Source organism: Ahniella affigens (assembly GCF_003015185.1).
Taxonomy (GTDB): Bacteria; Pseudomonadota; Gammaproteobacteria; order Xanthomonadales; family Ahniellaceae; genus Ahniella; species Ahniella affigens.
In genome coordinates this window covers 1,593,315-1,616,577 of record NZ_CP027860.1, presented here as the reverse complement: position 1 = coordinate 1,616,577, position 23,263 = coordinate 1,593,315, and the positions used below count along the sequence as shown (strand labels likewise).

Below are 23,263 nucleotides of genomic sequence, written 5' to 3'. Positions count from 1 at the left end.
GAACGCACAGTTAGGCTTCAACGCCATACCGAAATGCAGCAACAGTTGATCGCTTTGTCAGCCACCGCAAAGATGCCACGACAAGAAGCAATAGAACCGCACTGAGGAAAAAGCGACCGAAAAAGCCCCAATTGAATGGGTCTGCTTGAAAGACGATCGCTCCCGCGACGACGAACTGAAAGCCGGCACCAAGTGCCACAAGTAGGTATAGTACCGACGCAACTGGCCGGGCAATTTGCACACGACGAACGAGACCGACAGCAGTTAACAGACTGAGTACAGAGAACAACCCAGGCACCAATAGACCCTGCCCCGGATCACCAACTAATACTTCCTCTACGAGCGCGGCCGCACTCAGACCAACCAAGAGCAACGCGACTAGCCACAATGCAACCCGACTCATGTTACCTCCGAATCACTAGGTTACCTGCATTCAGGCCAAACGCCGCGTTAGGCCGCAGCCGGCCCGCAGCAGTAGGTTGAAACGAATAACTTCCCCTGGTCGGCTTGAACGCGAAGTTAGGCATCTCCAGCCGCACTTTCGCGCTTTTCCGACCACGCACGAACCGTTTTTTCAATGGCACCGAAGTGCGCACCTGATTCGAATAGACCCCACGTGCGCTCTGATCGGACGCTTTGGCCATTCGCTCCAGCAAGCACTGCTCCCAACATGACATTGACGTGAAATCCTGTTCGGTCTTTGAATTCCGAAGCGGCTTTCTCCAGATGCTGAAGCTGCTTCTTGTCACAGATCCAGACGAGGTACGTTCCAAGCTCCTTCCAGTAGGGGAATTTTGCGTATCTCTTGGATATTTCTCTTCGCGTTGCATCGATGAATTTACGCGCTTGCGATACCTCGAATGTGTCAGGAAGCTCGAAAACGCCACACAAATACCTAACCGTCGCTTTGCGTTGGGTAGCCAAGAGAATTCCCTCAATACCTTCAACCGAAATCGCGGCTAGCGGCTCCACATAGCCGAATGGAGCGAGCGCTTGTTGAAGAGAGGGGACCAAGTCCTGATGGATCATTTCGATTCCTACGAAGCCTGTGAAGAGACGCCTAACGTCTGAATTGAGTGGCTGCCGGCCGCGAATGGTTGAATGAGGCGAGTATACCCCGGCTGTCCGCTTGAACCCGCAGTTATGCTGGAAATCCACGCGTACTTCACTTGGAATGGCGGCAAGGCCGGAGGAGGTGCTGTGCTCACCCGCCCTGCCCTATGCCTGACCGCTGGCAAACGCCATCCGTATTTGCGCGAACGTCAGCGGCCTGCGGCGCCAATGCAAGAGCGCATGATGGCTCGAGGTGCGCGTAGCCTAGGGAGCCTCTGAACAAGTTCAGAGGCGATGCGGGCCATGGATGGCCCGCCCAGAATCAAACATGCAAGTGGTTGATTCTGGAGCACTGAATCCGGACATGTGCCGGACTCGGTGCGGGTCTGAAAGTCCAGGATGGACTTATTCAGACCCTCCCTAGTGCTTCCGGACGACTCGAATGGCGGTTCTTGTGACGCCTGACGCAGAGTCAATCGGGCGACGACGGATGAACGCCTCGCCTGCGATGCGCAGGATATGCACGCAGCGCCTCGCGGGCAAGGTGGCCAGCCGTTGGCGCTCCGGTTTAACAACCAGTTAGGCTGCATTCGGCCGTTCATACCTGACCTCATCAGTTCCGTAAGGACCGACGCACTCCCAGCCGTTCTTGTCGTAGAACTGTCTTGCCCGCGTAGTTGTACCCGTGGATAGCCAAAGCCTGTCGATAGGTTGCTCCCGGAACCACTCGATCATTGCGGCATGCAGCCGAGTTCCGTGGCTTCGGCCTTGTGCGTCTGGCCTGACGAACAGCGCCCAGACATTCCCTGTCTTGGCTATGCCTATGGCGAAGGCCTGAATCTTTCCGGCCTCTTCGATGACCCAGCCTCGGCCTGTGTCTTCAATCGACTCCCTGACCTCTTCGTCTGAGATGCGGCCGGGCGTCAAGGTGTTCTCGGTCACCGCGTAGCGCACCTCCCAAATGCCTCGGATGTCGGCCGCGGTGGCTTGGCGCAAAAAGGATTCGGACATGCAGCCTAACGTTTGAGCTGAGCAGCCGGAGCCGGCGAGGCGCTTGGGCCGTGAGACGGACGATGCCACTGGCCGGCTCGCGGCCCAAGCGCCTTGCCGGTGGAGGTCCGCTCGAGCAAAAGGTTAGGCCACACTGCGCTCAACTCGCACGACTGTCGGAGCTTGCGCGTCCATGAACATGAAGCACCTGCCGAAAAGGGCTTTCATCCCGAACTCGTCGAACTTGTTGGGCCCCATTGGTGTGATCAGGACTTCATCCGTTGCGAGTGCACGCTGATGTTCGCGCTCGATCTCGCTCCAGTGCTGGGAAGCTATGCTCTTGAGCACAACGGTTAGAACGTCGTGGTTGTAGCGGACCAGTACGTTCCCGTCGTCCATATTGAGCGGACACATATCCGGGTGAGCATGGAAGACGTTGTGAAGTGCGGCCTTGGCATGGAGCGCAGCGTCCGGCTCGGATAGTCCCGCCGGAAGAATGGCCACGGTGCCGCACTGAAAGACGGCAAAGTCTCGTTTTCCATCCGTGTAGTAGCGAACGCGGTCAACAATTTGATCGAGTGGTTGCAAGACAGAAGGCCGCCAATCGAGCACCGGCGGAAACTGCTTTGGCGGCTTGGGCGGCGGGTCCTTCTTCTTGAACATTCCGAACATTCAATGCTCCCTTGGTGTAGCCTAACGCCTGAACTATGCAGCAGCCGGCCGCGAATGATTGGATGAGCCAAGTATACCCCCGGCTGTCCGCTTGAATGCATGGTTAGACTGGAATCAGCGCGAAGTTGCAATTGGATTGACGGCAAGGCTGCGGCTCACGCTGAGCCTAGGCGCGCTGCCCCAATCCTGAGCGCTTGCGAACGCCGTTCGGCTTTTGGGCGAGCGCCAGAGGACAGAAACCCCGAAGCCACAACGCAGGAATGCCGAGAACGTGCGCAACCTCGCACCACAAGGTGAATTCCATTGCCCGTCAAGCAAAGCCTAACGTCGTGTTAAGCCGCCGCCGCGCGACGGTGCTTGGATTAAACGCGCAACTTCCTCGGCGGTCTGCTTGAACAGATAGTTATGCTTAGCCACGGACACCCTCCACGCGCAAAATGTTACCGCGCTCGTCCATGTGCCAGGAGTGGCCTTCGCCCCAGATCATCGTGCCAATAGCCTGGTTGTGGAGTTGCCGAAAAGCTTCGCGTTGAGGCCAGTCGATGAAGCAGCGCTGATGCATGCCGGAGTCTGAAAAGCGCCAGAATGGGTGCGCTTGGTCATGAACAAAGTGCATGGTGCTCACGATGTCGTCGCCATCTACGAGCAGGTTCCCGCAGATTGAGCAGGCAGTCTTGCCGAGAATTACAATTGCCATCGACGATTCCAGCTAGGCATGACGTTCGAGGTGAGGCGGGACCGACGGCGAAGCGCTGGGCCCGCCGGACGGATGATACGCAAACCCGGTAGGCGGGCCCAGTGCTTTGCCGTTGGGCCTCGCCTCGCCCGAGGGGTTAGGCGGCTCGCTGCACAACGACCACTAAGTGTCGCTGGGGCCATTGATCGAACTCCAGATGGCGCAGCGCGCAACCCGACTCCTGTATGACTTCCAGAATGGCTGGGATGCCGAGAGTGCTGTAGTAGACCTCAGTTCCCATGGTGGAATCGATGTGTTCGCTCGGACCGTCAAATCCTCCCGCCGTGAACACTAAAACACCGCCGCGATCCAGCGAGGCGAGCAATTTGAGCATCAGGGCTCGTTGCTGCTCAAGTTGCACATGCCAGATACTGTCCCAGGCGGACATGAAGCGGTAAGTTCGATCCGTGCGCCAAGTGCAGATGTCGGCATGATGAAGGAGGACTTCCGGGTCGGCATTCCGAGCTAGAACCAGCATGCGTTCGGAGATGTCGACGCCCTCGAGCGACAGGCCTTGTTCACGGAGAAGAGGGTTGAAGCGCGTATTGCATCCGCACCCGACACTTAGTGCCCAACCGCCACTGGTTTGTCGGTCAAGGAACTGAAGCGCACGCTTGTGCTGTGCGACGCCGTTCGCATTGTTGAACCGGCTGTCGAGCCAGTCCGGTGCCAGCATGTCGTAAGCAGATGCGATGATCGAGTGCTGCATTTCGAGACGCCTAACGACGCGGTAAGCGGATGCGCCGCCATGAATTATCAGGAAACACGCGACTCAGCCTAAGCAGTCCGCTTGACCACATAGTTAGCTGCCGACCCGCGAACTCATTCGCATTTTGCGCTCTGCCAGTGCTGCCGCTTCGAGATCCAGAACATGCCAGAAATCTCCTTCTACGCGCTCAAGCTCGTTGGTTTCATGGCGGTATCGTGCAATGGACCCATTTGCACAGGCGCAGTAGACGTCGGCATCGCCAACGACTCGCAAAATTGGGACAGCAGTGATCTCTGTGTCAACCAAGAATTGTTCTGCTGCGCGATCTAGCCGCATCCAATCCTCGCTTTCTTCCACAGGCGTATACGTATGGAACCCGTAGAGGAAAGTCCAAAACGGGCCAACATCCAATGCCTTCGGCCTGCGCCAGATGTTCTCCTTTACCTCAACGTGAACCCCCGGAAAGCGGCCCACAAGATGCGCGACAAGCGCAGGAGGTAGATTCATTCCAGCCCGTGCTTCTACTTCTTCGACGTCTGACAGAGTAGCTAGGCGCTCAGCCAATGGAAACGCAATGAAGTCACCGTCAAAGTGCCGGCGAAAGATATTTTCCGTCTGATCCGGAGGAGTTTTGCGCTGCTTTCCAAACATGCGCTTCCAGTTCACCACAGGCTCTCCTTCGGCAGCTAACGTCTGAATTGAGCGGCAGCCGGCCGCGAACGGTTGGATGGGTCGAGTATACCCCCGGCTGTCAGCTTGAATGCACAGTTAGGTTGCAAATCCGCGCGCTCTGACCTTGAAATGGCGGCTAGGCAAGGGCAAACGCTGCACCTTCGCGCCATTGCCCCAGTCTTGATCGCCGGCAAACACTGTTGTGCTTTTGGGCGAGCGCCAAAGGACAGAAATGCCGATGCCACAACGCTCGGGCGCTGGAGACGTAGAAAACACAGCGCCACAAGGCGATCCACATCGCTGGCTAAGAAAAGCCTAGCGCCCTGTTAAGCCGCCGCCGCTCGACGGTGTGTGCTTGATACAAGCAACTCGTTCGGCGGTCGGCTTGAACGCGTAGTTAGGATTCGGCGCTGCAGGAAAGAAAGGATAGCTCTGGCGCCTTGACGGGCTTAACGTATTGAGTGCCCACATTGACGATTATGACCTGACCTTCTTGCACGTTGATGCTGAAATTCGGCCCTTCGACAAGCGTGCCTGGTGCATATGTGGCGTATGTGTAGTCCCATCCCGTCTTGTTGGAAACTAGCCACGCATTCAGAGCCTTTTGTGCCTTGCTGCCCACGGCAACAGTGCATTGGCCATCAACCGCGCCATTCGAATACTCCGTCAATTGAAGTTCCTGATCATCGGGTAGCGAGAACTCGAACTCACGAGCACACGCCACCAGCAAGAGGACAGCAGAGAGCGAGCATATTCGGAAGATGTTCATTACTTAGGTCTAACGTCTGAATTAGGCGGCAGCTGGCCGCATACGGTTGGATGAGCCGAGTATACCTCCGGCTGTCCGCTTGAATGCACAGTTAGGCTGGAAATCCGCGCGCTCTCACCTTGAAATGGCGTCAAGGCTTGCGCACATGCAACGCCTGGGCGCCCTGCCCCAATCCTGGCCACTGGCAACCGTCGTTCGGCCGTTGCGCGAGCGCCAGAGGACAGAAAACCCGAAGCCACAACGCCGGTGTACCGAAAACGTGCGTAACCTCGCACCACAATGTGAATTACACAGCCTGGCAAGCAAAGCCTTACGCCTGAATTCAGCGGCGGCCGGCCGCGAACGGTTGGACGGCCCAAGCTCGCGTCCGGCCGTCCGCTGGAATGAATTGTTAGGCGCTGCTGCCACGCTAGCAAGTCCAGTAGATTCTGCCGACCAGATCAACCACCTCGGGCCCGTCACTGCATCCGCCCACATCCTGAAGCGTCCGTTCGGCATCTGTCTGGCCGATGATCCATTGGCTTGAGCCAGCGTGCCACATGAGTTCACCTTCAGCGAGAACCCCCGCAGGGAATGGCCCGGAGGCTCTGGGATTTGTAAGGACGATGTGCGTGCCGTCAATCGTGGCGACAACTGTAATGCTCGGGATTGTTGGTTGCTCAGCGAAACGATGTTGAAAAGTATATTGGCCCGAAGCCACGGGCGGCGGAACTGCAACGGGCTCGCCACAGCCAACGACCAAAAGAACTGCCAGCGCGAGCATTCGCTTCATACAGTGCCTAACGCCGCGTTTGGCGGCCGCTGGCCGATTGGATATCAGAAAACACGAAATTCTCTCCCAGCGGTCCGCTTAAACGCATAGTTGGGGGGGCGGCACGAGGAGATACCAGCGATCGCTGACCTCCGCTCAGCTTCACTAAGCGCCAAAGCCCTCGCCCAGCTAACGCGATAGCGCTCAGATCGTGCGGACTCAACCTGCGTCTGCTCAGTTGCGAAGTCATGCCCCCCAGAGCTCTGACCAGAGCTCGAAAAGAATTACCGCCATGATGTCGTGGATCTCTGGATAGCACACCCCCAGGTCTGGAACCTCATCAAGATACCGATGCAACAACTCATGCGATAGGGTGGCCCGCTTTACGGGCTCAAAGTAGCTGGCACGCAAACGAAGCGGACCACCAGAACGGCCTGAGTTGCTCGTGCCTTCAAAAACGATTATCCGTACCCGACGGTCGGGAATCTGTACCCCGCTGTATCGCCCAAGCGCCTCAACGATTCGGTCGCCTTGGCTTGCCCAGATAGAACGGTACTCAGAGGTTGCGGCTTCAAACTCAGGAGCCGAAGCGACGAACTCGAATTCCATCTGCTTTGAACGCGCGCTGCAGGAGTACAGCAAGCAGAAAAGAGCAACAAAGATCGCGAAGAGCCTCATCACGCCGCCCAACGCCGCGTTAAGCGGCTGCGGGCCGACAATTCATCAGGAAACATCGAAATCCCTCCCCGTAGTCCGCTTGAATGCATAGTTAGTTGCTGACGCGGAGTCAGCCCCAGAAGCACGACCAAGCGTCCTCTCGAACTAGCTCGACGAACTGTTCAATGGCGTCAACGGATGGAGCGGGCTCATAGCTTTGCCACTTCAGGTTGCCACGTAGCCAGTAGACCCTCCATTGATTGGCGGTTCGAACGTAAGTCGCCTTCGCCACAGAATGCTCCATGAGCTCCCCAGGCGCGCCGTTCCAGACAGGCCTGACGTCGACAATCTCGACACTCTGGTTTCCGATTCGGAACGAAATGTCGAGCTTGGGGCGGATATGCGCGGGCGGGCGCACCGACTCAACGTATGCGCCGACGACCTTCCTTACGCGAGCGGTTTCAAGTTCGCTGAGTGCCATGGGATCAACATCTAACGCCTGAATTAAGCGGCAGCCGGCCGCGAATGGTTGTATGAGCCAAGCATACCCCGGCTGTCCGCTTGAATGCACAGTTAGGCTGCAATCTCGACGTACTCGACTACGCTCGCTGCCGGCGGCGGTGGTAGCCCATCTTCACGAAGCCCTTCAAGATGGAATGAAATGGCTTCTCGAATCTCGCGCTCTACTTCCTCCAGCGAACCGCCAGTGGCGACGCAGCCCGGGAGATCGGGAACATACGCCGAGAAGTTCGATTCCGCTTGTTCAATGACGATGGCGTAGCGCATGCAGCTTACCTCTTCAGTCCCGCTTGCTTGAGTATGCTCAAAAGTGTACCAGTTGCCAAATCATCGCTGGGTTTGCCTGCAATCGTGACCCGCCCAGGCTTGCTAGGGTGCTTGAACTGGCGATGGCTGCCGCGAGTGGCGACTAAGAACCAGCCATCATCATGCAGCAGCTTCAAGACTTCACTGACCTTCACGCGTTGGACACTCCTGAGGACACCAGCATTCGCCGCCTAACGTCTGAATTAGGCGGCAGCCCGCCGCGAATGGTTGGAAGAGCCGAGTATACTCCCGGCTGTCCGCTTGAATGCAAAGTTAGGCGCCACCAACCGGAATGCCTAGCTGCCTCAGTTTTCGGGCCATACCTTCGACGGTATTCAGGGTGTAGCACATGGTGCCGTCCTTTCGTCTGTAGCAAATTAGACCACCGCCATCAAACTCAGCCACCAATACGAGGTCTTTTGCATTGGCGGCGCGGTGCTCCAAGACTGCAACATCTGCTGCGATGACGAGATCTAGCGGAGAAGTACCAAGCACATCTCGCGCGACAGACCGTCCAGGGCAGCCTCGAATTGGCAACCACGTGAACGCCGCTGCGATGACCGGAAAGGATAGATGGGATTCGTCCACGAGCGGTACCTAACGCCGTGTTAAGCCGCCGCCGCGCGACGGTGTGTAGATGATACGCCAAACTTGTTCGGCGGTCGGCTTGAACACACAGTTAGGAAGCAGCACGAATGGCGTTGAGCCGAGCCGCGTAGTTTAACAACGGCGGGCTCTCGCTATTTGACCATCGGGAGTTGTACTCGGCCGCAAGTTGCACAGTGAGTTGCCAGGACCAGCCGCCCCAACCGTAGATTTCTCTCGGAATATTGTGCATCACATCCGCGAGATCGCCAGCCTGATTGGAAAGGCCGAGACTACACAGATGGCGAATTTCGACGAGCGCGAGGGAAACCACTTCATTCAGCAGTCTGCGTTGTTGCTCTGTTGGCAACGCGTCAATCAAGGCACTGCATCCTAACGTCTGAAGTAAGCGGCAGCCGGCCGCGAATGGTTGGATGAGCCAAGTATACCCCCGGTTGTCCGCTTGAATGCACAGTTAGGCTGGAATTCCACGCGCACTAACCTCGCAGCGGCTGCAAAGCCACAACACATGCCACAAATTCGCAGCCGGCTGCACACGTGAGGGCTGGCAGCCACGAGCCGACTCGCGGGCCGTGCTTGAGATCAGTGCGACGCTGGACCCGCAGCGTATGACCGCCGGAAGTGTGCACCAACCAGAACCACCGGACAACTCGAAGTGGCGGCAATTCAAAGCCTAACGCCGTGTTAAGCGGCCGCCGCGCGACGGTGTGTGGATGATACGAGCAACTTCCTCGGCGGTCGGCTTGAACAAATAGTTAGGGGTGATGCTTCCACGGCCAGCCAAGTGTATGGCAGAGGTGTTCACTCTCCACGAAGTTGTACGTTGCGCTGATTGAATGTGATGCGTGGGTAATCACCCAGCGCCCATTGATTTCCTTGAAGCTGAATTCAGACAACTCGACCCAGTCGCCTGGCGCCTCGGCAGAGTATGGAACCGCATACGCCAAGCAGCCTTTTTTGCCCCTGACCGTCTCGTGAAAATTTCTAGGTTCTGCCTTGAAGCCGACTATGTCGTCGAGGAACTCGTGCGTGAAGATGGACTTTCTCTCATTGAAGAAACGAGTCGAAAAGAACAGACGCAGTTCCGCGATGCTCTTGCGAGCAGCCAGGGCGGACCGGAGTTCTTCGAACCGAGGCTTCAAAGTTGCAGCCGGCACCGGCGCGGCCGAAAAAGCCAGGAGCGCGACGATTGCTGAGAGGGCCAGCCAGGTGCGGTGCATGGCGAAAGGCGCCCCTAACGCCGCGTTAAGCGGCTGAGGGCCGATTGAGCATCAGTAAACACGGCAGCCTCTCCCCGCAGTCCGCTTGAACGCATAGTTAGAATTCACGGCGGCACCGCTGATGCAACAAGCACTCGGAGGTATCCGAAGTAGACGCAAGCCGCCAGCGTAACTACGATGGGTGCGAGCACCAGCACTCGCGGAAGGCCCTTGCGCTTCACCCACCCAACTACTGTCAGCAGCAGCAGACCTGGGAGCGCGTAACGGAATCCGAGAAAGACACCGATCTGAGCTTCAGCTCCAAGTGGATTGTATGGACGATCAATCACAAACGAGCCGTAGTGGAGCATGACACCGACCATGCACAGCGACCACACACCTACGGCTGTTAGCGCCAGAGCAGTGATGACGAAAATGGGCTCTCTGTTCATCGGTCGTTGGAAGGCTGAAGGTGAATTCTAACGCCGTGTTAAGCCGCCGCCGCGCGACGGTGTGTGAATGATACGAGCAACTTCCTCGGCGGTCGGCTTGAACACATAGTTAGGCGCCGGCGACGTTACTAGAAGACGCGACAGCCTCGATGAACTCGGCTGGTGGGAGGTATTTGTGCGCTTCGACGTAGTGAGCGACAAGTACTGGCGCAACGTATACAAGCCCTCGCAGGCCGCGGATCCGTATTTCGCCGTTCCCCGTTGTCTCGGGCGGCGGGTAAAGCATAGGAATGCCACCAGGGCTCAGCCTCAGCGGTGGCGCTGGGCAAAGCTCGCAGATATGCGAGCCCCTGTACAAGTTCACTGGCGACGCCACCAACTTGCGAAGGGCCATGAGGAATTCCTTCGGAACCTCGCCACTCGCGAATGGGTGCTCACGCGCGAGCCAGCCAACGTTTACCAAGTTGTCATTGGGCTGACATGGCCCGTACTCGTATGGTGTGAGATCCGCGAAGAACATTGCGACTCGATCAGTTGGCGTCTAACGTCTGAATTAAGCGGCAGCCGGCCGCGAATGGTCGGATGAGCCGAGTATACCCCCGGCTGTCCGCTTGAATGCATAGTTAGGTTGGAAATCCACGCGCTCTGCACTTGGAATGGCGGCAAGACTGGCGCACATGCTGCGCCTTGGCGCCCCGCCTCATTTCTGACCGCCGGCTAACGCCGTTGGGCTTTTGCGCGAGCGCCAGAGGACAGGAATCCCGAAGCCACTACTCCGGAATGCCGGGAACGTGCGTAACCTCGCACCACAAGGTGAATTACATGGCCCGGCAAGCAAAGCCTAACGTTAGACATGAGGGGGTGCCCGGCCGGCGCAGCCAGCCGGGCACCCCATCGATGGAAGGACTAGGCGTCATCGTCGGCCGCCGTCTGCGATTTAACTTGGCGCATTAGGATGCTGATTCGCCACATCTCATCCAGTTGCCCCGCCTCCAAACAGGCCCAATATTGGATGGTCTCCGCATGAAGGTTGAAGTTTTTCTCCAGAAGCGGCTTGATGCGTTGCCAACAGGTCGCGAGCTTTGCTTCTGAATCCGAATCTTCCACGCATTGAACGAGGATCTCCATTAACGCAAGGCGTTGATCGACTGGCAATTCGGGTGTGTAGGCCTTCAGGAATTCTTCGAACCGGTCGGGATCGGCAACTTCCCACTCCCAGTCTTGCATAGCGACACTGCAGGGAAGGTCGAATCGGGCGGCTAACGCCTGGCGCGCGGCTTGAGTCATGATGCCTAACGTTCGACGTAAGGGGCCTGCCGAAGGCAGGTCCCCTTGACGGAGGGGTCATGCGTCCGGCTCACTTGGCGCCCCTTAGCAGTGACTGAGCCAGGAGATGAATTTCCTCACCGGCCTCGCCCTCTGTGGGACTAGATGCGATTCTCTCCAACTCTGGACGTAGACATTCGAGGAGTTCTGCTGACTTTCCGACAATGCATTCCAATACCCAGTACTTCCAGACTTCGTCGGTTGTCATCAGGACTTGACGAACATGGTCCTCCATGGGCCTGCCGATTCCTGCGAGAAACGGAGCCAGGACCACGGCGACTGGCCAGTTCATGTCTTGCACCCATTCGATCAATCGCGGTAGAAGCGGCTCGACTGCTGGATAGCCGGCTGCAATGACCGCCTCGGCCTTGGCGGTGTCTGACTTGTCGCAAGGCAGGAGGGCGAAGAGTTCAGGACGCATAACGCCGTGTTAAGCCGCCGCCGCGCGACGGTGTGTGGATGATACAAGCAACTTGTTCGGCGGTCGGCTTGAACACATAGTTAGGCCTCAGCGCGGAACTTCACGGACTTTGCGGTGACCGCGAACATACCGCCTGTGAGGTAGATGTATGTGGTTCCAACGCCAACAGCGGGATTCCAATGGCTAATGTTTCCTGCAAAGCGGTTATTCGCAAGCTCAAAGAAGTCGGTGAAGCCGCTCATCCTCTCGACACCTGAGAAGATGATCGTGGCTTGTACTCGCTTCGACGACGCCACGGGCTCTGGGTAGTACGCGACCAACAGCGACACCAACTTCTTCGCGTAGTTGACCGCTACGGATTCGAGTAACGCATCGTGCAATTCGACGTCGACTGGTTTCATGGATTTATGCCTAACGCCGTGTTAAGCCGCCGCCGCGTGACGGTGTGTGGATGATACGAGCAACTTCCTCGGCGGTCGGCTTGAACACATAGTTAGATCACTCCACGACGCTCAGACGCACGCGTGCGCCGTTGGGAAGATCGGCGATTTCCTTCAACACCTTTGCCGTGACGGAAAAATGCTCGCGCACTGGAACAGGGTTGAAGTTCCATTCTTCGAACTTCCCTTCAGCGAAGACAGGCAAGACGGCATACGTATAGCACTGACCGGATGCTGGAACTTTTCCAGCGGCGTGCAGCTTTTCAACGAGCGCCGGTAGGAACCATTCGGCGGATTTCTCGGAGCCGAGCAAGTCCTGAAACTCAGCCATAGTTTCAGAGACTTTCGCAATCTCGCCGGTGCCGGTGTTAAGCCAATAGACCGTTTCGGAACCCGCGCGGAAGAAGACGTCCCCGAAAATGGAGAAAAGCACGGGCTCGATAGGCGACGACAACAACCAAGACCAAGACGACCGGAGCTCCCCAAGAGCTTCGGCATCCGGCGTGCAAATTAGCGAGTTCCAGGAGACGGCCACGAGTGATCTAACGTTTGACATGAGAGGCGCTTGGAGGCCGTAGGCCGGAAAGCGTCCTCTCGATGGAAGGGTTAGGCGCCTGGTGCCTGACGAGCCAGCGCCGAAACGGGGATGCCAGTACCAAGGCAAAGCTTTTCAGGCCAAGGATCGTATACAGCCAAGCCTTCTGCCAGCGATGCTGGATGACAAAGACGTGGAGATGCCAGTTTGGACGCTTGCGGACCGTGTGGCCACTGTGAACCAGGAGAAAAGCTTGCGGGTCACCTACTGCGGCTTGGGCCAACCGCTCTGCTTCAGCCAGGAAGAACGCAAGAGTACTGGTGCGCTCTGTTTCAGCTTGCTCGAGCGTGCACTCCGCGCAGAGTGCGAAGCAATGCCTTAGGAAGGGAAGCCTGTAGCTAACGAGGACACATGACCGCTCGACATAGCCTGGCGGCGTAGTGACTGTGCGATTGAGCATGAAGCTGCGCATACGTGGAAGGCGCCTAACGTCTGAATTAAGCGGCAGCCGGCCGCGAATGGTTGGAGGAGCCGAGTATACCCCCGGCTGTCCGCTTGAATGCATAGTTAGGCTGGAAATCCGCGCGCATTAACCTCGCAGCGGCTGCAAAGCCACTACACATGCCGCGACGTAGCAGCCAACTGCACACGTGAGGGCTGGCAGGCACAAACCGACTCACAGGCCGAGCTTGAGAGGAGTGCGACGCTGCACCCGCAGCGTATGACCGCCGGAAATGTGCACCGACCAGATCCACCGCATGAAGCGAAGTGGCGGCAATTCAAAGCCTAGCGTCTGAATTAAGCCGCACCGCGCAGCGGCGTCGGCTTGAATGAATAGTTAGGCATCACCTTCGCCTTCCTTCTCTGGGTAGAAAGTGTGCCCGTCGTTCTTGGACAAGACATTCTGATACCAAGGCGACCTCCAAACATCCTCCACGTGAATGGCGGGCGCCACTCCTTTGTTCCACGAAGCGTACCTCCCTGAAGTCCAATCAGCCGTGACCATGGCACGCACCTTTTCTATGGCCTCTTCTGGAGACCTTGCGCGAACCGCTCGCGTTGCAAAGAAGCCGACCAAGGTCCGCTCAGCCATGACGACCGAGATGCCTGTTCCTTCGACAAGGACGCGGTAGTACGGCATGAAGTCTAACGTTTGACTTGAGCGGCGGTTGGAAGCGGGCGTAGCCCGCTGGAAACCGTCCGCTCGATGGATGGGTTAGGGCGCACCTGATGCCTTGCGCCGCAAGCGGCGCCCTACTCTGACTGCCGAGACTACACCGAGAACCAGAAACGTGACCAGCGAGAAGTAATGAGGTACGTAGTACAGCCCTGGCATGTCTGTGACCATCGTGAAGAAGCTGGCGGTGACCATAGCAACCGATAGCGCGAGGCCTGCGCTTAGCCGCGCTGAGGAGCCGCCACCAAGCGCTGGCCGCAGGATGAAATAGAAGGCTGCAACTAGGGCAGCAAGTATGACCCACATGATGAACAGGCCACGCAAGGGATACGGAGCAAGCTCGGGGTGGCGGACGAAGCCGGGACTCTGAGCCGCGAACACAGCCAGCACAGCGAAGAGCAACCAATACAGCGCAAAGCCTAGTTCGTAGAGTCTGTTCTTCATGCCTGTGAGCCCTAACGTCAACGCTCACGCGCGGCAAAGCCGTCGCGCGGAGCGCCTTGTTGGGCCGAGCTACGGCTACGAATATGACTGAACAAGCTCAAGCTCCTCCGGGTACATTGCCTCCAACCAGACTGTTGCTCCGCTATTCGGGTCTACGCACTCAACCTCGAATGCCTGGCTAGGCCAAGTATATGCCTCAACAATAGCGCCGATGTCGCCGACAGCAGGGTGACGCAGTTGATCTGGCTTCTGCAGTGCAAAGCGATCATCCCTTAGCCGCGTTATCCGCACAACATCGAATGGCTTCATAGCCTTTCGCCTTTCAGGTCCAACAACGAAGCTAACCGGCGCCGGCCGGCAAGATGTGGTTGACGCCGCAATGCCCACCCGGCGTCCGGTTGGGCGAACTGTTAGGGATAGCCACGCTGGGCCTCCCAAAAAATTCGGTCTTCGGCTGATGGCCTATCACCCCAGCCACCGCGATCAGATACACGCGAGAAGCGAAATGGTGTAAGCGGTGGTAGCACGGACACTTTTGACCTCAAGACAACCTCTTCTAGGCACTTGAACGATCCCTCATCATCGGCTGCTGCCCAAAAACTTCCCCACAGGATCTCAACAGCTCCAGAGATGATTGCCCTGAACCGGAGATCTGAAACGCCTGCAACCTCCAGCGTGTTCCTAAGGCTCTCAGACATTTCACCGCCAAGGCCAAAAGCGACTAGCGAAGGGTAGGACGATTCCCATGGATCAAATTTGTCTGGGCCGTCAATTTCAGGCCATCGCCACATATAGGTCAGAAAATCATCAATTTCCAAGTGTGTAATTGAGTTCTCTTTGCAGAAGCGCTCGACAATCAGCAGCGAAATCATCGCTCTCGCGGTAAGCGAGAGACTGCGACATTCAGTGAGAAACCGCGAAGAGTCCACGGCATGCCCAACGCCGTGTTAAGCCGCCGCCGCGCGACGGTGATTGGATAATACGAGCAACTTCCTCGGCGGTCGGCTTGCACACATAGTTAGCGCCCATGCACCGCTGGCTTGTGCCCAGCGAATAGACCGAGGAGGCCAAGACCTGCAAACACACCGAGTCGCACCAGAACCGCGAACTGCATGCCAGCAGGGTACTCCGAGTCAAACGCAAAGCGAAGCAGACATGCAACCAATACTAGGAGACCACCGAGAGCGAAGCCCGCTAGGGCAAATCCGCTTCGATCCGCGCCGCGTGCAGCCCACGCGAACACGCCGAAGAATGCGAGGGCACCTACGACGACTGTACTCAGAAGAAACAACGGATCGGCCGCTGGCGCATAGCTGCCGTCGAGTGACTCCTCGAGCAGGTGCGCATTTGAAAACGGGCTAAGTCGCTCCGCAGCGTAAGGGCCAAAGGACGCGTCTACTGCGACACCCATGAGGGTAGTTGAACCCACCCAAAGCAGGGCGCCAATGGCGAAAGGCGTAACCAGTCTGCGAAGAAATTTCGACATGCGCGCTAACGTCTGAATTAAGCGGCAGCCGGCCGCGAAAGGTTGAATGAGCCGAGTATACCCCCGGCTGTCCGCTTGAATGCATAGTTAGGCTGGAAATCCGCGCGAATTGCCCTCGGAGCGAAGGTAAGGCCACAACTCCGCCCTACCCTAGCAAACAGCCCAACCCCAGAGCGCTTGCAGCCACAATCCGGCTCGTGGGCGGAATGCGCGAGGAATGCGACGCTGGACCTGTAGCGCATGACCGCCGGAAATGTGCACCAACCAGAACCACCGGACAACTCGAAGTGGCGGCAACTCAAAGCCTAACGCCGCGCTAAGCGGCTGAGGGCCGATTGAGCATCAGTAAACACGGCAGCCTCTCCCCGCAGTCCGCTTGAACGCATAGTTAGAATTCACGGCGGCACCGCTGATGCAATAAGCACTCGGAGGTATCCGAAGTAGACGCAAGCCGCCAGCGTAACTACGATGGGTGCGAGCACCAGCACTCGCGGAAGGCCCTTGCGCTTCACCCACCCAACTACTGTCAGCAGCAGCAGACCTGGGAGCGCGTAAAGGAATCCGAGAAAGACACCGATCTGAGCTTCAGCTCCAAGTGGATTGTATGGACGATCAATCACAAACGAGCCGTAGTGGAGCATGACACCGACCATGCACAGCGACCACACACCTACGGCTGTTAGCGCCAGAGCAGTGATGACGAAAATGGGCTCTCTGTTCATCGGTCGTTGGAAGGCTGAAGGTGAATTCTAACGTCTGAATTAAGCGGCAGCCGGCCGCAAAAGGTTGGATGAGCCGAGTATACCCCCGGCTGTCCGCTTGAATGAATAGTTAGAGCTAGCTTGTGCCTCGAACCTCATGGATGTTCCTTGTAGAGGCTCGCGCGTTTGTGGGCATTGCCTGAGACCGCAATCACCTCACACAGACTTGCGAGTGACGAGTGGTAGAGCGCCCAACCCACCCAAGAGAGCTGACCTGGGCGCGTACAAACAATTCTGTACCGATACACGGAAATCGGTTCCAACGTTGCACCCTTTGACCGGCTCCAGTTGAACCAGTAATCGACGCCTTTGGGCAAGCCATGCTCCGGAAACGCAATGTCGAACGATGAAGGTTCCATCAAAGCGCTCTAACGTCTAAATTAAGCGGCAGCCGGCCGCGAATGGTTGGATACGCCGAGTATACCCCCGGCTGTCCGCTTGAATGAACAGTTAGGCGCCAAGACCGGAAAAGTGCAGGACTGTCCATGCCAGTAGCAGCGAGCAAACGGCGACGAACAACAGGACGCGAGCGGCGGCCAACCGCGCGACTACGTGATAGCAGCGGTCGCACCAAGCTCGAGTGTAGGGAGTCGCGCCGGGTGCATGGCGGGTGTGGCCAGGCTTACCGCACCGCTCGCAGGTACCGCAGAATCCATGGGGGATGCCTCTCGAGATCAAGGAGTCGGGATTAGTCTCCCAAATCTCGCAGTAGCAGCCTCTCTCAATCATTGGCGCCTGACGCCTGAATTGAGCCGAGCCGCGAAGCGGCTTCGACTTGAATGAATTGCTAGCCCTCTGGCTGTATAGGCAGGGGGATTTGACTTGGATCATCGTGACGGACTATCCGTAGGTGCAGGGCATAGAAAGCAGAAGCAGCTGCAACACCACCCCGCAATTGCTGCTTTTCACGCGCTACGTACACGCGAAGACCGGACCGCTCCAGTTCCGACATATTCTCCGCCAAGGACTTTTGAGCGCTGATTCTCTCGTGAGGCTCATTTATACCGAGATCAACCCAGTCTGTTAGGTTCTGTAGAAATGAGCCAACACAGTCGAGGTCCTGCTCTGTGAGGTCTTCTGGATAATCGTCGTAGCGGCCATGGCAGTCCGACGCAAGATCTAGCAAGGCTTTGGCCGACGTAACCCAGACTAGGTGCGTTGGGATCTCCTCGGCAATTCGAACGACACTTACCGGTTCTGCCTGGCCTTTTGGGCCAAGTCTCTCTTTGACCCATTTCTCATGATTGGCCTTTAGCTGGCGCAAGGCGCTGGCAGTAAACGTGTCAGGTTGATCGTCAATAAGTTTGTGATGAACGCGACACAAGAGGAGGAGATTAGCGAGGCCATCAATCTCATCCAACCCCAACGCTGGGTCGTGGCGTGGGCCATTTGGCGCGCCAGAGATGATGTGGCACTCGTCTCCAACAACAGACTCCGGGTCCGCCACTGAGGCTTCAACGACCAAGTGCGCCTTGCAGAAGGCGCACAAATTGCCGGACCGGCCCCATAGCACTTTCCTGGTCTTGTCGGTGATGCTCATGCAGAGGGCTAACGTCTGAATTAAGCGGCAGCCGGCCGCGAATGGTTGGATAAGCCGAGTATACCCCCGGCTGTCCGCTTGAATGCACAGTTAGGCATCTACCTTGCCATTTGAAGCATGGGCCGCTAGCACGCGATCCCCGCTGCAGACGGTACATAGCTCAAACCCAGCCATGTGAACCCCGTCAGTAACACTCTCAACGCAAACATGTCCGCGCCCACGGCACGCAGTGCACCATCGGTACCCGAATCGTTCACCAGACTCTCCGCGCGCTTCAGCGGCGAAGAACAGTCGTTTGCGAATTGCCGCTTTGAGTGATTGGTCCAAAGTCGTTCCAATGCCGATCCTGCCGCCTAACGCCGTGTTAAGCCGCCGCCGCACGACGGTGTTTGGATGATACGCGAAACCCGTGTCAACGCCGATTGAATCCTGACCCACCCTGCCGAAGTAAAACTGACCCACCCACCGAGTCAGTCTGCCGCAGTTCCGGCATTCCGTTTATCGATCAATCCTGCTTTGCGTTTGTCTTTGAGTCGGTAGCTCTCTCCTTTCATTTGGATGACGTGAGCATGGTGAAGCAAGCGATCTAGCAGTGCTGCTGCCAGGGCACTGTCGCCTCCCAAGGTTTGGTCCCATTGGCCGAAGTTCAGGTTACTCGTGACGATCAGGCTGCCGTGCTCGTAGCGCTTTGCAATGACTTGGAAGAGGTCGTGAGCCTGTGCTTTGTCCAGGGGTAGGTAGCCCAACTCGTCGATGATCAGCAAACGCGGTGTGCCAACGCTGCTTCGTAGCAAGCCCGTCAGCCGCTCTTGGCGGCGAGCCGTTGCGATTTCGCGCATCAGATCGGCGGCAGTGTGGAAGCGGACCTTGTAGCCGCTCTCGGCGGCTTTCAGGCCGATTGCCAGGGCAAGGTGTGTCTTGCCGACGCCTGAGGGACCAAGCAGCACAACATTCTCGCCTCGTTCGATGAAGGCGAGGCTCGCTAGCTCCGTGATTTGCTTCTTGTGCGTGCCAGCGAAGTTGAAGTCGAAGTCTTCGAGTCGCTTGATGACTGGGAAGCCAGCCGTTCGCACGAGCATGGTTCGGCTGCGATCTTGGCGTTGGGCCGCTTCAGCTCGCAAGACGCGATCCAGGAAGTCGAGGTAGGACCATTCAGCCGCACTGGCCTCCTGCGCCAGTCGAGTCGCCGCTTCGGCAACACTGGACAGCTTCAGATCGGCGCACAACGCGCTCAGTCGCTCGTGGCTCAGATTCATGGACTCACCCCGGCGCTGAAGACGTCGTAAGCCGACAAGGGCCGCTGTATGGGCGTTCTGGGGCGGGCAATGGGCACCTTCTTGGCCAGCGCCTCACGCGGGCTCGGTGCAGGCTTGAGTCCAGGTAGCGGCAACAGCCGAGCCTGCTCCTCAATCAGTCGAACGTCTGGTCTTGCTTTCGTTGTCCCGTGAACGCGTCGATTGGCGATCTCGCGTTGCCAGGTCGCGAACCGCGCGTTGACAATGTCCAGGGTCAATGGCTCACCACGCTGCCGGAATTCAGCACGCAACGGCACGAAGAAGCTCTCGCGCACGTAGCGGATGCCGCGCTCAACCTTGCCCTTGGTGCGTGCCCGATACGGCCGGCACAGTCGCAATGCAAAGCCATAGTCCTTCGACAGCGAGAGCATCCCATCATGAAACTGATGGCGCCCCTTGCCTTCCGCATCACGCTTCAACACCACGGTCGCCATGTTGTCGTACAGCGCCTCGCGGGGCACACCGCCCATCGAATCAAACGCCGCAACATGCAAGTCTCGAAGCGTCTCAAAACGCTGATTGTCGACAAACCGACCGAAGACCCAGCGCGAGAAGCCAAGCACCGCCACAAAGGCAAACCAGCGGATCCCATCGAACCGAAACTCCGCCCAATCCACTTGCATCTGCCGGCCCGCTTCGGTCTCAAAGCGAACCAGCGGCTCCGGCTCTCGAACTGGCCGCAAACTCGCCATGTGGGCCCGCAGAATCGAGTGCGAACCCGTATACCCGAGCGCCTTGATCTCCCGAAGCATCACCGATGCCGGAATCCAATCCGGCGCTGCGGCTGCCAGCCGCTCTCGGATGTAGTCCAAGAACCCATACAGCTTGCCCTCACGCGCCTCACGCTTGTAACGCCGACCACATCCCTCATCCCGAACCCGCCGAACCGTGTTCCGCGAAACGCCACACCGCCGAGCCACTTCCCGAACGCCCATCCCTTGCTTCAACAACACTGAAATCTCCACCGCTTCCTCCTGCTTCAACATCGGCGCTTCCGTTTCCTAGGAAGCACCTGCCGTATACACAGATGAGTCAGTTTTCAACCGGCAGGTGGGTCATTTTCCAACTGGCGCTAACAACCCGTTCGGCGGTCGGCTTGAACACATAGTTAGATGCCAACTGCCTCATACGCCATGCTCCAGCGCTTGAGAGCAGATTGAATGCCAAATAGCTGAGTCGAGCGTCAAAACGCGAGACCAATCAATCTTGCCAACGAACGAGGGGTGCGGCGCAAATGCAAAGAACTGCTCAGGGCCGCGCGCAAGCCCCCGCTCCAGCAACAGCGCAACGCCCTCGGTGAGGAGGTTTGATTCCTGCCACTCTCGGGAGTTCATCAGTGTGGCGAAATCTTCTTGGCTTGCAGCCACAAGATGAGTACCACCTTCAAGCACATCGAGGCACTCCACACTCCCATCGGGCCGCTGAAAATATAGATCACCGAATGCGGAAGCGCCGATCGGGCTAACCCGACCGGAGACTGTGTTTGGCCAATAAGCAAGCAACTCGGCAAAGTTCAGCGCCGAAGCGTCGGTAAAAATGTCTGACCAACTGAGTCGCCTCATTGGCATCTAACGTCTGAGTTAAGCGGCAGCCGGCCGCGAATGGTTGGATGTGCCGAGTATACCCCCGGCGGTCCGCTTGAATGAACAGTTAGGCTGGAAATCCGCGCGAATTGCCCTCGGAGCGAAGGTAAGGCCACAACTCCGCCCTACCCTAGCAAACAGCCCAACCCCAGAGCGCTTGCAGCCACAATCCGGCTCGTGGGCGGAATGCGCGAGGAATGCGACGCTGGACCTGTAGCGCATGACCGCCGGAAATGTGCACCGACCAGAACCACCGGACGACTCGAAGCGGCGGCAATTCAAAGCCTAACGTCTGAATTAAGCGGCAGCCGGCCGCGAATGGTTGGATGAGCCGAGTATAGCCCCGGCTGTCCGCTTGAATGCATAGTTAGGCATCGGCGATGACTAGGCAGCCGGAGCCTTCAAAGACCCGCTCGAGCGCTCGACTTAGCTCGGCGAACTGGGCAGGCTCCAGCTGGAAGGAAATCTTTAGCGCCCGAAGGCCGCCCAGGAATTCTGCGCCTTCAGAATCGAACACGAACTCAACGGAAGAAGGCGTAAGCATTGCTCGGGAAACGCCACCGTACCCGGAATTGCCCTGATCGCACCACTCGACATGGTAGGTGTTCATGCCAAGTGAGGTGTCTTGCTCGTCGAACTCAAAAGCGCGCTGGAGTATGAGATAGGACTCAGGACCAAAATTGCTGTCAGCGAAGCCCACCAGGTCGAACTGGTTGTCCGGTTGTTCGATAGCGACGCGAGCCGCGTCGAACGCGAAGGTGCTCATTCAAATGCCTAACGTCTGAATTAAGCGGCAGCCGGCCGCGAATGGTTGGAAGTGCCAAGTATACCCCCGGCTGTCCGCTTGAATGAATAGTTAGCCCTGCCGGGGCGAATATAGAAACGGAAACGTAGCTCTGAACTCCTCTAAGATATGTGGGCAAGAGCTCAGCGCAGCAGTCGCGACTTCTCTGGACGGGCAATCTACGACTTCTCGTCCGCGTAGGTATGCGATACCGTAAATGGCGTGACTCTCAGTATCAGACAAGCTGCGATCGGCAGTGAATCCAACGACCCTGTAGAAGTGGAACCTTGGCGCCTCGAACTCACGGAGATCTACAACGTAGTCCGGGTATCCTGAGCCGACAATCATGATGCGCTCGGCCCACTCGTTCAATTCCGGCGTATCTACAGCGTTTGAGAGATAGCAGGCCCCCACGAAACCAATTGTTGAAGAGTCTTCTCTAGTGAGGCCTTTCATGTGAATCTAAGCGCTAACGCAGTGTTAAGCCGCCGCCGCGCGACGGTGCGTGGTAGAAACGACCAACATCCTCGGCGGTCGGCTTGAACGCATCGTTAGCTTTGGAATGCGTAGAAAGCAAAATATTCCCCTGCAAGGGTGAGCGCGCCAGCGCCCAGAAAGGCCAACACGAACAATGCTAGCGCAATGAAGCCACCCTTGGCGCCGCGCGAGCGAAAGAAATAGTACGGAAGAGCGATACCGGCGAGTGCTACGACGCATACACTGAGCAAAGGAGTTCGGCGATAAGCGCGCTGATTTGTGTCGAAGACGTACCATGCGAAAACGAGAAAAGCGAACAGGCCAAGGAACCAAATATCTGAAGGACGCTGGAGCGCTCCAGGGTAGAAGTATTGGCCAACAACGCCGCACACGAACGATGCAACCGCGATTGCTATGAGGACGTAGCTCTTTGAACTCATTGGGTACGTTCCCTTGGAAGCTAACGTCTGAATTAAGCGGCAGCCGGCCGCGAATGGTTGGATGAGCCGAGTATACCCCCGGCTGTCCGCTTGAATGCATAGTTAGGCTGGAAATCCGCGCGCATTATTGTTGGAATGCCGGCAAGGCTGGGGCACATGCTGCGCCGAGCCGCCCTGCCCCAATCTTGACTGCTGGCAATCGCCGTTCGGCCTTTGGGCGAGCACCAGAGCACAGAAATTCCGAAGCCATAACACAGCAATGCCAGGGACGTGCGTAACCTCGCACCAAGAGGTGAATTACATAGCCCGGCAAGCAAAGCCTAACGTCTGAATTAAGCGGCAGCCGGCCGCGAATGGTTGGATGAGCCAAGTATACCCCCGGCTGTCCGCTTGAATGCATAGTTAGGCTGGAAATCCACGCGCTCTGCGCTTGGAATGGCGGCAAGACTGGCGCACATGCTGC

At 57.5% G+C, this 23,263-nt stretch carries 31 protein-coding genes; all 31 read right to left on the bottom strand.

What is annotated here, in order from left to right; genetic code table 11:
* Nucleotides 1–10: 10 nt before the first annotated feature.
* The 31 genes from C7S18_RS06240 to C7S18_RS06065 all read right to left on the bottom strand — a co-directional run bounded on the left by C7S18_RS06240 (nt 11) and on the right by C7S18_RS06065 (nt 22,800).
* Complete coding sequence (locus C7S18_RS06240; RefSeq protein WP_106890750.1) at nt 11–403, bottom strand: hypothetical protein; 393 nt, start codon at nt 401–403, stop codon at nt 11–13.
* A gap of 116 nt (nt 404–519) precedes the next feature.
* Nucleotides 520–1,029 (bottom strand): hypothetical protein, encoded by a 510-nt coding sequence (locus C7S18_RS06235; RefSeq protein WP_106890749.1) that lies wholly within the window; start codon nt 1,027–1,029, stop codon nt 520–522.
* A gap of 603 nt (nt 1,030–1,632) precedes the next feature.
* A complete protein-coding gene (locus C7S18_RS06230) occupies nt 1,633–2,064 on the bottom strand; it encodes a GNAT family N-acetyltransferase (RefSeq protein WP_106890748.1) in 432 nt (143 codons plus the stop codon).
* 123 nt (nt 2,065–2,187) lie between these two features.
* Nucleotides 2,188–2,715 (bottom strand): hypothetical protein, encoded by a 528-nt coding sequence (locus tag C7S18_RS06225; protein ID WP_146151789.1) that lies wholly within the window; start codon nt 2,713–2,715, stop codon nt 2,188–2,190.
* 409 nt (nt 2,716–3,124) lie between these two features.
* On the bottom strand, nt 3,125–3,412 hold the full coding sequence (locus C7S18_RS06220) for a hypothetical protein (RefSeq protein ID WP_106890746.1): 288 nt from the start codon (nt 3,410–3,412) through the stop codon (nt 3,125–3,127).
* 136 nt (nt 3,413–3,548) lie between these two features.
* A complete protein-coding gene (locus C7S18_RS06215; protein WP_206207983.1) occupies nt 3,549–4,127 on the bottom strand; it encodes a class I SAM-dependent DNA methyltransferase in 579 nt (192 codons plus the stop codon).
* Between the two features lie 126 nt (nt 4,128–4,253).
* Nucleotides 4,254–4,826 (bottom strand): hypothetical protein, encoded by a 573-nt coding sequence (locus tag C7S18_RS06210; protein WP_146151788.1) that lies wholly within the window; start codon nt 4,824–4,826, stop codon nt 4,254–4,256.
* Nucleotides 4,827–5,229: 403 nt separating this feature from the next.
* Nucleotides 5,230–5,601 (bottom strand): hypothetical protein, encoded by a 372-nt coding sequence (locus tag C7S18_RS06205; protein ID WP_106890743.1) that lies wholly within the window; start codon nt 5,599–5,601, stop codon nt 5,230–5,232.
* Between the two features lie 997 nt (nt 5,602–6,598).
* The gene (locus C7S18_RS06195; RefSeq protein WP_146151787.1) at nt 6,599–7,033 is read right to left on the bottom strand and encodes a hypothetical protein; all 435 of its coding nucleotides are present in this window, start codon (nt 7,031–7,033) and stop codon (nt 6,599–6,601) included.
* 106 nt (nt 7,034–7,139) lie between these two features.
* Entirely contained in the window at nt 7,140–7,490 is a 351-nt protein-coding gene (locus tag C7S18_RS06190) for a DUF3024 domain-containing protein (RefSeq protein ID WP_106890740.1), read from the bottom strand.
* 92 nt (nt 7,491–7,582) lie between these two features.
* A complete protein-coding gene (locus C7S18_RS06185; protein WP_106890739.1) occupies nt 7,583–7,795 on the bottom strand; it encodes a type II toxin-antitoxin system HicB family antitoxin in 213 nt (70 codons plus the stop codon).
* Nucleotides 7,796–7,800: 5 nt separating this feature from the next.
* On the bottom strand, nt 7,801–7,989 hold the full coding sequence (locus tag C7S18_RS06180) for a type II toxin-antitoxin system HicA family toxin (RefSeq protein ID WP_106890738.1): 189 nt from the start codon (nt 7,987–7,989) through the stop codon (nt 7,801–7,803).
* Between the two features lie 524 nt (nt 7,990–8,513).
* Nucleotides 8,514–8,801 (bottom strand): hypothetical protein, encoded by a 288-nt coding sequence (locus C7S18_RS24165; protein WP_146151786.1) that lies wholly within the window; start codon nt 8,799–8,801, stop codon nt 8,514–8,516.
* 394 nt (nt 8,802–9,195) lie between these two features.
* The gene (locus C7S18_RS06170) at nt 9,196–9,660 is read right to left on the bottom strand and encodes a hypothetical protein (RefSeq protein ID WP_106890736.1); all 465 of its coding nucleotides are present in this window, start codon (nt 9,658–9,660) and stop codon (nt 9,196–9,198) included.
* Between the two features lie 104 nt (nt 9,661–9,764).
* A complete protein-coding gene (locus C7S18_RS06165) occupies nt 9,765–10,091 on the bottom strand; it encodes a hypothetical protein (RefSeq protein WP_106890735.1) in 327 nt (108 codons plus the stop codon).
* 109 nt (nt 10,092–10,200) lie between these two features.
* Nucleotides 10,201–10,611, bottom strand: a complete 411-nt coding sequence (locus C7S18_RS25490; RefSeq protein ID WP_106890734.1) for a DUF7919 family protein — start codon at nt 10,609–10,611, stop codon at nt 10,201–10,203.
* A 386-nt stretch (nt 10,612–10,997) separates the two neighbouring features.
* Nucleotides 10,998–11,378, bottom strand: coding sequence for a hypothetical protein (locus tag C7S18_RS06155; protein ID WP_146151785.1), 381 nt, complete (start codon nt 11,376–11,378; stop codon nt 10,998–11,000).
* A 70-nt stretch (nt 11,379–11,448) separates the two neighbouring features.
* Nucleotides 11,449–11,838 (bottom strand): DUF5071 domain-containing protein, encoded by a 390-nt coding sequence (locus C7S18_RS25280; RefSeq protein WP_106890732.1) that lies wholly within the window; start codon nt 11,836–11,838, stop codon nt 11,449–11,451.
* An 80-nt stretch (nt 11,839–11,918) separates the two neighbouring features.
* A complete protein-coding gene (locus C7S18_RS06145; protein WP_106890731.1) occupies nt 11,919–12,239 on the bottom strand; it encodes a hypothetical protein in 321 nt (106 codons plus the stop codon).
* Nucleotides 12,240–12,336: 97 nt separating this feature from the next.
* The gene (locus C7S18_RS06140) at nt 12,337–12,711 is read right to left on the bottom strand and encodes a hypothetical protein (protein ID WP_146151784.1); all 375 of its coding nucleotides are present in this window, start codon (nt 12,709–12,711) and stop codon (nt 12,337–12,339) included.
* A 1,318-nt stretch (nt 12,712–14,029) separates the two neighbouring features.
* Nucleotides 14,030–14,434: a hypothetical protein gene (locus tag C7S18_RS06125; protein WP_106890727.1), complete on the bottom strand. Its 405-nt coding sequence runs from the start codon at nt 14,432–14,434 to the stop codon at nt 14,030–14,032.
* 410 nt (nt 14,435–14,844) lie between these two features.
* Nucleotides 14,845–15,306 carry a hypothetical protein gene (locus C7S18_RS06115; protein WP_106890725.1) on the bottom strand — a complete coding sequence of 154 codons (462 nt, stop codon included), beginning with the start codon at nt 15,304–15,306 and terminating at the stop codon, nt 14,845–14,847.
* Between the two features lie 146 nt (nt 15,307–15,452).
* Nucleotides 15,453–15,845 (bottom strand): hypothetical protein, encoded by a 393-nt coding sequence (locus tag C7S18_RS06110; protein ID WP_146151783.1) that lies wholly within the window; start codon nt 15,843–15,845, stop codon nt 15,453–15,455.
* A 931-nt stretch (nt 15,846–16,776) separates the two neighbouring features.
* Complete coding sequence (locus C7S18_RS06100) at nt 16,777–17,040, bottom strand: hypothetical protein (protein WP_106890722.1); 264 nt, start codon at nt 17,038–17,040, stop codon at nt 16,777–16,779.
* Between the two features lie 428 nt (nt 17,041–17,468).
* Nucleotides 17,469–18,221 carry an HNH endonuclease signature motif containing protein gene (locus tag C7S18_RS06095; RefSeq protein WP_106890721.1) on the bottom strand — a complete coding sequence of 251 codons (753 nt, stop codon included), beginning with the start codon at nt 18,219–18,221 and terminating at the stop codon, nt 17,469–17,471.
* A gap of 125 nt (nt 18,222–18,346) precedes the next feature.
* A complete protein-coding gene (locus tag C7S18_RS25100) occupies nt 18,347–18,478 on the bottom strand; it encodes a hypothetical protein (protein WP_276309426.1) in 132 nt (43 codons plus the stop codon).
* Between the two features lie 213 nt (nt 18,479–18,691).
* Complete coding sequence (gene istB, locus C7S18_RS06090; protein WP_106890502.1) at nt 18,692–19,477, bottom strand: IS21-like element helper ATPase IstB; 786 nt, start codon at nt 19,475–19,477, stop codon at nt 18,692–18,694.
* Nucleotides 19,474–20,502 carry an IS21 family transposase gene (gene istA / locus C7S18_RS06085; protein WP_106890720.1) on the bottom strand — a complete coding sequence of 343 codons (1,029 nt, stop codon included), beginning with the start codon at nt 20,500–20,502 and terminating at the stop codon, nt 19,474–19,476. The genes istB and istA overlap by 4 nt, the downstream gene beginning before the upstream one ends.
* A 138-nt stretch (nt 20,503–20,640) precedes the next feature.
* On the bottom strand, nt 20,641–20,907 hold the full coding sequence (locus C7S18_RS24160) for a hypothetical protein (protein ID WP_146151782.1): 267 nt from the start codon (nt 20,905–20,907) through the stop codon (nt 20,641–20,643).
* A gap of 559 nt (nt 20,908–21,466) precedes the next feature.
* Nucleotides 21,467–21,865, bottom strand: coding sequence for an Imm10 family immunity protein (locus tag C7S18_RS06075; RefSeq protein WP_106890718.1), 399 nt, complete (start codon nt 21,863–21,865; stop codon nt 21,467–21,469).
* A 569-nt stretch (nt 21,866–22,434) separates the two neighbouring features.
* Complete coding sequence (locus C7S18_RS06065; RefSeq protein WP_106890716.1) at nt 22,435–22,800, bottom strand: hypothetical protein; 366 nt, start codon at nt 22,798–22,800, stop codon at nt 22,435–22,437.
* Between the last annotated feature and the right edge of the window lie 463 nt (nt 22,801–23,263).